Genomic DNA, 9,161 nt, shown 5'->3' with positions numbered 1-9,161 from the left:
GGCGGGGCCGCCGCACCCGCTCCTATCTGAAGAAGTGCGCCCGGGGGCCGCGCGAGGACGTCGCCGAGTCCTGGACCAGGCCCGATCCAGCGGCCCGCGACGGGCGCCGGAGCACACACCGCACACTCACTCCGGCAGAAGAACGGAGACCGGATCGATGCGTATCGACCGGCTCGACCATCTCGTGCTGACGGTGGCCGACATCGACACCACGGTCGACTTCTAGGCGGCGAGCGTGAGCGGCAGCCGGATCAGTGGCTGCCGCTCCTGTGTGCTCAGACGGGTGTCACCAAGTGGACGGCGCCGGTGGGACGACCACCGGCGGGCGGTCGTCGCAGGTGATGGTGTTCGGCAGTTCCCACGTCGCGAGCCAGGCGCCGGTGGTGCCGCCTCCGTCGTTGCCGCCGAGGTCCGTCAGCGAGAACTCCGAGCCTGCGGGCGTGAAGTTGAACGATCCGCAGTTGTTGACACCGACCGCTCCGACATTGCGGGCGTCCACGTTCTGGAAGGACGCCGAGCCCGCCACCCGCGCGCTGACCACCGAGGTGCCCGTACCGTCGACCTTGATGTCCTTGAAGTGGACATTGGTGATCGAGTACAGATCCTTCACCGGCCAGTCGCTGACCAGCATGATCGCGTTGTAGGTGTTGTCGAGGAAGTGGTCACCGGTCACCTGGATGTCGGCGTCGATGTCCTTCTCCAGCGCGAAGAACCAGATGGCGCCCAGGCCGATGTTCCAGTTCAGCTCGTACGTACCGGCCCGGACCGTGGTGTTGTCGGTGATCCGCAGATGCCCGGTGAACGCCTCGGCGCCGAAGCGTGATCCGACCTGGATGGCGCTGCCCTCGCGGATCGGATCGGCGATGAGGTTGCTGGAGACGGTGTTGTCCTTGCCGCCGTAGATGGCGATGCCGTTCGCGAGCACCGGCGTCTGTACGGTGTTGTGGTCGAAGGTGTTGCCTGCGTTGGCGGTCTTCTCCGACCACATGGCGAGACCGTCGTCACCCGAGTTGCGGACGAAGTTGTCCGACACCACCGAATCCGTCACACCGGTGTGGAAGTTGAGGCCGTCGGCGATCTGGTCCACGATCACATTGTCGGTGATCCGCAGATTCGACATCGGTCCGTCGAACCAGAGACCGACCTTGGTGTGCCGGATGTAGAGGCCTTCGATGGTGGAGTCGCTCATCGCTCCGCCGATACCGTTCACCTGGTCGGTGTCGATGCGCTCGCGGACATCGCCCTCGATCGCGAAGCCGGACAGATGCACATCGGTGCTGCCGCCGTCCGCGGCGTCCTTGCCGTAGAAGCCGACACCGGTGTGGACCGAGCCGTCGGGTGCCGGCGTGCTCAGCTCCACCTGACGGCCCTTGATGATGGTGTACCAGTTGCCGGCGCCCACGATCGTGACGTCGTCGACGATGATGTGACGGTTCACCTGGTAGGTGCCCGGCGGTATGTACACCTTCAGATGCTTGCGCTTCGCGAAGGCGATCGCCTTGTCGAACGCGTCGGCGGATTCGCGCCGGCCGGACGGATCGGCGCCGAAGGCCAGGACATTCGCGGCGAGGAGCTCGACACGCGGCGGAGCGACGAACTCCGAGTCGAGCAGATCGATCACCGTCCACGCGGCCCTGCTGCCGACGGGAACCGTGAGCCGGACCTTGTCACCGGCGCGGTACGTCGCACCGAGCAGCAGACGCTGTTCGTCGTAGAAGTGGTTCGGCCGGAAGGGCTTGTCGATCGCCGGCGCCGGCGTCGTCCCGCTCGGCACACAGGAGCACTCGGTGATCCACCAGTCGGGATGCAGCAGACCGGCGTTCGGGTCGTTCGAGAACGGGTACTGGTTGTAGAGCCACGCGTACTGCGACGTCAGAGTCATGATGGAGCGCTTCTTGCCGTTCACCGCGACATCGAGCGGTGCGGTGATGCCGCCGCCGTCGGGCGCGTCCGGAATGCTGTACCGCACGGTGATCGCGTTGGCCGCGCTCGGCAGTGTGAACTCGACATGCTGTCCTGCCGTCAGTTTGACCGCCTTACGGCCGGACGCCTCGGCCGGCAGCGTGTACGCGGTACGGTCCGGGCCGATGACCGCGCCGTTCGTCGGGGCGTTCTCCGCCTCCTGCTCGACAAAGCCGACGCGCGCGCCTCTGCCCGCGACGAGCGATGGATCGAGGGCGGCGCGTGTCACAACAGGGACCGACGCGGCCGATCCGGCCGACCTGGCCGACGCACCGTCAGCGCCCGTACCGGCGAGGGCCGTACCGCCGGCCAGCACGCTGAGACCGACAGCGACCGCGGTCACGGCGGCGACGGTCCTCGCGGTCCCGCGCGCTGGTCTGCCGGACCGTCTCGCTGCGGCTCCTGTGATGCTCCATGACATCGAAATGCTCGTTTCTGTCGGGAGGGTGAACGCCTGTGACGCTCGGCGGAGCGGACGCCATGAGGTGAGGCGACAGTAGGACCCACGCAGCCCGTTCCACAAGGTTCATGCGAACCGATTTCGTCTCCTTGCCACTCAACTGCGCACACTCGTTGAATTCTTGCGCTGACCGCCTGGTTCATTGCCAGATTTCCGCAACGCGGGACAAGGCTCACCGGACAGGTCGCCACCACCGAGGTGGACGGTGCCGCCGAGACAGGGACTGCCGGTCCCTGGACAAGTGGGCCCTTCATCCAGTCCATGGCCCGGCCCAAGCTGGGGCGTGGCGAGTGGTTTGTCCGGATCGCGTGACCAGCACGCGGCGGCCACCCGCCATGAGGGAGCCGTCCCATGACCACACAGGGCAAGATCGCGATCATCACCGGAGCCAACCGGGGTCTGGGGCGCGGTACCGCGCTCCGGCTCGCCGAGGACGGTGTCGATCTGATCATCACCTACCGCTCCCACGCCGACGAGGCCGACGCCGTTGTCGACGCCGCGGCAGGGCTGGGCCGTACCGCTTTCGCCCTTCGGCTCGACACCGGCGCGCTCGAATCGTTCGACCGGTTCACCGACGACGTACGCCGTGTGCTGAAGGACGGCTGGGGCCGGGAGAGCTTCGACTTCCTGGTCAACAACGCCGGCGGCGCCCTGATGGCGCCGTTCGCGGAGACCACTCCGGAGGGCTTCGACGAGCTGATGAATGTGCACTTCCGCGGTGTGTACTTCCTGACCCAGGGACTCGTACCGCTCATCGCGGACGGCGGGCGCATCATCAACGTCTCCACAGGACTGACCCGTTTCACCGGTCACGGTGCCTCGGCGTACGCGTCGATGAAGGGCGCCGTCGAGGTTCTCACCCGGTATCTCGCCAAGGAACTCGGTCCGCGTGGCATCACCGTGAACACGGTCGCTCCCGGTCCCGTGGCCACCGACTTCGCCGGCGGCCTCATCCGCGACAACGAACAGGTCCGCGCGCAGCTGGACAGCCAGACGGCGCTGGGCCGGGTGGGAGAACCCGAGGACATCGGCGGCGTCGTCGCGGCGGTGCTCTCCGAGCACACCGGATGGATCACCGGGCAGCGTATCGAGGCCTCGGGCGGCACCCTGCTCTGAGCGGAGCGGTACGAGGTGGCGCGCGGTTCCATGATCCCGCGCGCCACCGTCGCCGCACCTGGGCGCATCCGGGCGTACCAGGGCTTCGCTGACCGAAGAGGGAGACTGAGCAGATGGACCGAGCACAACTGGCGGACTTCCTCCGCACCCGCCGCGAAGCCCTTCAGCCCGAGGACGTCGGCCTCCCTCGCGGTCCGCGCCGGCGCACCCGCGGTCTGCGCCGCGAAGAGGTGGCGACCTTGTGCGGTATGTCCACCGACTACTACAGCCGTATCGAGCAGCAGCGCGGTCCGCAGCCCTCGGAACCGATGCTCGCCGCGATCGCACGCGGACTGCATCTGTCCCTGGACGAGCGCGACCATCTCTTCCGGATGGCCGGGCACAACACTCCGGGCCGGGCGCTCCGCGGCGACCATGTCAATCCGGGCATCATGCGCATCCTGGACCGGCTGGACGACACTCCGGCCCAGGTCATCAATGGAATCGCCGAAACACTGACGCAGACCAGACTCGCGGTCGCGCTCCTCGGCGACGAGACCCGCCACACCGGTCTGGCGCGCAGCCTGCTCCACCGCTGGTTCACCGATCCGCGCGCACGGCTGATCTATCCGGAGGACGACCACCCGACGCACAGCCGGTTCTTCGCCTCCCAGCTCCGCGTCGCCTACTCACGCCAGGGCGCGGACTCCCGCGCCGGCCGGATCGTCGATGTGCTCCTGGAGGAGAGCGAGGAGTTCGCCGCCCTGTGGAGCGCGCATGAGATCGGCATCCCCCGCGACGGACCGAAGCGGATCCGCCACCCCGAACTGGGTGTGCTCGAACTGCACTGCCAGGTCCTCTTCGACGTCGACCAGGCGCAGGCCCTTCTCGTCTTCACCGCCACGCCCGGAACGCAGAGTTACGAGAAGCTCCAGCTCCTGTCCGTCATGGGCGACCGACAGCCCCACACCTGACGGCGGTCAGCCGCCGTCGCTGGAGCCCGAGCCCGAGCCGGAGCCGGAGCCGGAGCCCGCATCGGCCGGCGTGCGATCGGCGAAAACGCCGTGGAGTATCCCGGTGGCCTGGCCCACCTCGACCAGATATCCGTCCGGATCACGCAGATAGCAGCGCAGCTCCGCCTTGCGGTCGAGCGGCTCGGTCAGGAAGTGCGCGCCCTTCGCGGTGGCCTGCTCGTAGAACGCGGCCAGATCGGCGACCCGTACATTCAGGAACGAGGACACGGGGTCGCCGGGAGCGGGCGGAGTGAGGATGACATCGGGCTTGTCCGGAGTGGGTCCGCCGCCCGGGTTCATGATGATCCAGCTGTTGGCCACCTTCACGATCGCGGGATTCTCGGCGAGCACCACCTCGCCGCCGAGGATGTCCGCGTAGAAGCGGCTCGAAACGCCGACATCACGCACCGTGAGGAAGTGCGTCAGGACCAGCCCCTGTGACGGTGCCGGAAGATCTTCTCGTCGCGCCATCACCGTCTCCCTGGTTCACCCGCCCGACAGCACCGCACCACGTGCGGGACCGCACAGCGCGTACGGGACCGCCGCGCCATGTCCACTCTGCTGGCCCCAGGACACCCGGGCAACTCAACGGGCGCCGACAGGGCCGCAATCGCGCCGAATGAGACGACCGGAGACGGAACGGACCGCAGGGCCGTACGGGCGGTATGCGGCGGGCCGTCCGTATACCGCTTTCCGTTGTGCCGTACGGACAGGGCGCGCCAAAACGGTGATCACGGGACATGCCAGGCCCGCCCACGAGAAGCGGCGGGAGACGCCGGGATCGCCCGCGTTTTTCCGTCATGTTTCACAACCGGCGCACGGAACCCGCACGCACCCATCACCATATGAGGCATCAGTGCACGGCGCCGGTCCTCCGTACGAGGGCCGGCGCCGTGCTGGGGGCGGGGGTCCGGCGGTCGGGAGAGCCGACCGGACCCGCCGGGGAGGGATTCGACCGTATGAAGCGGAGCATTCGCACGACCGCACTGACCGCCGGAGCGCTGCTGCTCGCGCTCGCGTTACCCGCGGCGCCGGCGCTCGCCGATGAGCCGGCGCCCCGTATCGATTTACGCGTCCTGGTGGTCACCGACGGCGGTCCGGCCACGGCCGCCATCGCCGCCGAACTCGACACCGCCGGCACGCCGTACACCGTGGTGGATCTCGGACGCTCCGACCGGCCCGTGATCGGACCGGCCTTCCTGGCCGATACGGTGGACGGCCGGCCACGGGCGAAGTTCCAGGCCGTGGTCCTGCCCAACGACAACCCGTTCGACGCCGGCTCGCCCGAGATGGCCGCCCTCGCCGCCTATGAGCGGACGTACGCGATCCCGCAGGTCGACGCGTACACCTACGCACGGCCTCAGGCCGGTCTCGAAGTGCCCACCAGCGGCGGCTACAGCGGTTCCCTGGACGGTGTACGGGCCGAGGTGACTCCCGCGGGCAGCGCGGGCCCGTTCGGCTATCTCGACGGCGAGGTGCCCTTCGAGGACAACGCCCCGGACATCGGGGAGAGTTACGCCTATCTCTCCCGGCCGCTGGCCGACGCCGACTTCACCACCTATGTGGACGCGCCGATACCCGGCTCCACCGCCAGAGGCTCGCTGGTCGGCGAGTACCGGCACGACGGCCGCCGGGAACTGGTGGTCACCTTTGTATACAACCAGTACCAGCAGCAGTTCAGGCTTCTCGCCCGTGGCATCGTCGACTGGATGACCGAGGAGATACGCCTCGGTGGTTCCCGGAACTACTTCGCCGTCCATGTGGACGATGTCTTCGGCGCCGACGACCGCTGGGACCCGCTGCTCAACTGCACTCCCGGCGATGTGGACTGCCCGCCTGGCCAAGGCACCCAGAATCCCATCCGGATGTCGGCCGAGGACGTGCGCGACGCCGCCGACTGGTCACGGCGGCGCGGCTTCGCGCTCGATCTGGCGTACAACGGCGCCGGCAGCGAGCAGCACCGCGAGGACAACGGCGGAGCCGATCCGGCCACCGATGAATTCCTGGCCAGGCACGCCGACTTCCGCTGGCTCAACCACACCTACGATCACGCGTTCCTCGGCTGCGAGCAGAATGTCACCGTCGTCCCGTGGAAGTGCGCCACCAATGCCGACGGCAGCACACGCTATGTCAGCCGTACGGAGATCTCCCGGCAGATATCCGAGAACCGGCAGTGGGGCGAGCGGGCCGGACTCCCGCTGCGGAACGACGAGTTGGTGACCGGTGAGCACTCCGGGCTGAAGGTGCTGCCGCAGCAGCCCGACGACAACCCGAATCTCGCTCCCGCGCTCGCCGACAACGGTGTCGCCTGGCTCGCCTCCGACAACTCCCGTGACCCGGGCCAGCGCACCGTCGGTCCCGCCCTCACCGTGGCCCGGTATCCGATCAACATCTTCTACAACGCGGGCCGGACGTCCGAGCAGGTCGACGAGTACAACTGGCTCTACACCAGCCGGGCGCAGGGCGGCAGCGGTCTGTGCGAGGACCTCGCCAACACCACCTGCCTGGACGCGCCGCTGGACACCGCGACCGGCTACACCGACCACATCGTGCCGCTGGAGACGAGCATCGCCCTCGGGCATGTCCTCGCCAACGACCCGCGTCCGCACTTCATGCACCAGTCCAATCTCGCCGAGGACCGGATCGGATACCCGGTCCTGGACGCGGTCCTCGACCGGTACGCGGCGCTCCACGCCGACAACACGCCGCTGGTGAACCTCCGGATGAGCGACATCGGTGAGGAGCTGCGCGAGCGGACCGTCTGGAACACCGCCGTCAAGAGCGGCGCCGTCACCGGCTACCGGATCGGCGACACCGTGACCGTCCAGGCGCCGCAGGACGTGGCTGTCACCGCCACCATGCCAGCCGGGACCGCCCAGAGCCTCCCGGCTGGGACCACAGGCTTCGGCGAGCCGTACGCGGGAACCGTCTCCGGCTGGGTCTCGCGGGCAGTCGGCCAGGACAGGGTCACGCTCACACTGCCGCAGGCTCTGGTACCGGCCCATGCCGCAGCGGACGCCTCTGCCGCAGCGGACCAGGCGGCCGGCCACGGCGACCGGACCGCGCGCCGCGCCGCAGAGCCATCACTGCGGACCGCGCCGCGCGCGCCGGTACCCGCCGGTGTCCTACGGCCGGAACGGCCAGTAGGGACCGTGCAGCCCGTGCAGCCCGTGCGGCTCGGCACCGAGCACTGATCCAGGCACCTTTCTCCCGGCACCGGGTCCTGTCCGCCGCATGGCCGACAGGGCCCGCCACGCCACCGCACTCTTCTCGCCGTGGAGCGCCTCCATGCCCCAGCGTCACCGCACGCCGCGTCCCGGCGCGGCGCGTGTCACCCTCCTCACCGAAGGCACCTACCCCCACAGTCACGGCGGCGTGAGCGTCTGGTGCGACCAGCTCGTCGGCGGTATGCCCGACATGGACTTCCATGTCGTCGCGGTCACGGGAACCGGCCGCGAGAGCGCCGTATGGGAACTTCCGCCGCAGGTGACCGGGCTGGACCCGGTCCCGATGTGGGGGCCCGCTCCCGACGGAGCCCTGCCGCGCGGTCGCGCGCTGCGCCGGCTGACGGCCGCGTACGAACGGTTCCTGACGGCGCTGCTCGATCCGGCCGCAGAGAGCGGCTTCGCTCCCGCCCTCTACGAGATGGCACGCGCCGCGCAGGACGGGACGCTCAGCCCCGCCCTGCGCGACAACCGCGCGGTGCGGATACTGACCGCCGTATGGAACCGGCCGGGACTGCCCGTACGCGAGGCCCGCCCGACGCTGTACGACGCGGTCACCGCCACCGGGCTCCTGGAGCACGCGCTGCGCCCGTTCGCCGCCCGTCCGCCGGAGCTGGGCGTGAGCCACGCGGTCAGCGGCGGTGTCGCCGTGCTGCCGGGCCTGGCCGCGGCCGAACTCCACGGTGTCCCGCTGCTGCTGACGGAGCACGGCGTCTATCTGCGGGAGCGCTATCTCGGCTACCGGACCGCTCCTTACCGCTGGCCCGTCAAGGCGGTCCTGCTGGGCTTCTTCCGGCTGCTGGCGGAGGAGACGTACCGCAGGGCCGCGCTGATCACTCCCGGCAACCGCTACAACCGGCTCTGGGAGGAACAGGGCGGAGCCGATCCACGGCTGATCCGCACGGTCTACAACGGAGTCGATCCCGCGGCCTTCCCGCCCGCCGGACCCGAACCGGCCCTGCCGACCCTGAGCTGGGCGGGACGCGTCGATCCGATCAAGGACCTGGAGACACTGATACGGGCGTTCGCCCGGGTCCGCGCGGAGCTGCCGCAGGCGCGACTGCGGCTCTTCGGCGGCACTCCGCGCGGCGGCGAGGCCTACCGGGAGCGGTGCGAGGAGCTCGCCGCCTCCCTCGGCCACGGCGACGCGGTCACCTTCGAGGGACGGGTCGAGGACATCAAGGACGCCTACGCGGCGGGCAATGTGGTAATGCTCTCCAGCATCAGCGAGGGCTTTCCGTTCACTCTGATAGAGGCGATGTCCTGCGGGCGGGCGACCGTCTCCACCGATGTCGGCGGCGTGCGCGAGGCGGTGGGACCGACGGGTCTGGTGGTCCCGCCGCGCGAGCCCGCCGCCATGGCCGCGGCGGCGCTGGAGCTGCTGGCCGATCCGCCACGACGTGCCGC

At 69.3% G+C, this 9,161-nt stretch carries 6 protein-coding genes and 1 pseudogene; 5 read left to right on the top strand and 2 right to left on the bottom strand.

Annotation, left to right across the window (positions count from 1 at the left end; genetic code table 11):
- A pseudogene (locus GA0115259_RS40465) lies at positions 1-226 on the top strand (hypothetical protein); the annotation flags it as partial.
- 60 nt (positions 227-286) lie between these two features.
- On the opposite strand, the gene GA0115259_RS21425 reads toward GA0115259_RS40465, so the two are convergent.
- A complete protein-coding gene (locus tag GA0115259_RS21425) occupies positions 287-2,383 on the bottom strand; it encodes a glycosyl hydrolase family 28-related protein (protein WP_093599654.1) in 2,097 nt (698 codons plus the stop codon).
- 390 nt (positions 2,384-2,773) lie between these two features.
- Here GA0115259_RS21425 and GA0115259_RS21420 point away from each other — a divergent pair, with 390 nt between their 5' ends.
- Entirely contained in the window at positions 2,774-3,538 is a 765-nt protein-coding gene (locus GA0115259_RS21420; protein WP_093599651.1) for an SDR family NAD(P)-dependent oxidoreductase, read from the top strand.
- Between the two features lie 113 nt (positions 3,539-3,651).
- Positions 3,652-4,491 (top strand): helix-turn-helix transcriptional regulator, encoded by an 840-nt coding sequence (locus GA0115259_RS21415; RefSeq protein WP_093599648.1) that lies wholly within the window; start codon positions 3,652-3,654, stop codon positions 4,489-4,491.
- A gap of 6 nt (positions 4,492-4,497) precedes the next feature.
- Here the strand turns inward: GA0115259_RS21415 and GA0115259_RS21410 are convergent, their stop codons facing one another.
- Positions 4,498-5,001, bottom strand: coding sequence for a VOC family protein (locus GA0115259_RS21410; protein ID WP_093599645.1), 504 nt, complete (start codon positions 4,999-5,001; stop codon positions 4,498-4,500).
- 488 nt (positions 5,002-5,489) lie between these two features.
- On the opposite strand from GA0115259_RS21410, the gene GA0115259_RS21405 reads away from it, so the two are divergent.
- Positions 5,490-7,724, top strand: coding sequence for a hypothetical protein (locus GA0115259_RS21405; protein ID WP_093599641.1), 2,235 nt, complete (start codon positions 5,490-5,492; stop codon positions 7,722-7,724).
- Between the two features lie 94 nt (positions 7,725-7,818).
- The coding region (gene pelF / locus GA0115259_RS21400; protein ID WP_107469237.1) for a GT4 family glycosyltransferase PelF at positions 7,819-9,161 on the top strand (1,343 nt) is incomplete at its 3' end.

It is taken from the genome of Streptomyces sp. MnatMP-M17 (assembly GCF_900091995.1).
GTDB lineage: Bacteria > Actinomycetota > Actinomycetes > Streptomycetales > Streptomycetaceae > Streptomyces.
This window is presented reverse-complemented; position numbering and strand designations above follow the sequence as displayed.

Coding starts and splice junctions, on each gene's coding strand:
- GA0115259_RS21415 (WP_093599648.1), top strand. CDS start 3,652: ATGGACCGAGCACAACTGGCGGACTTCCTCCGCACCCGCCGCGAAGCC.
- GA0115259_RS21405 (WP_093599641.1), top strand. CDS start 5,490: ATGAAGCGGAGCATTCGCACGACCGCACTGACCGCCGGAGCGCTGCTG.
- GA0115259_RS21420 (WP_093599651.1), top strand. CDS start 2,774: ATGACCACACAGGGCAAGATCGCGATCATCACCGGAGCCAACCGGGGT.
- GA0115259_RS21425 (WP_093599654.1), bottom strand. CDS start 2,383: ATGTCATGGAGCATCACAGGAGCCGCAGCGAGACGGTCCGGCAGACCA.
- GA0115259_RS21410 (WP_093599645.1), bottom strand. CDS start 5,001: ATGGCGCGACGAGAAGATCTTCCGGCACCGTCACAGGGGCTGGTCCTG.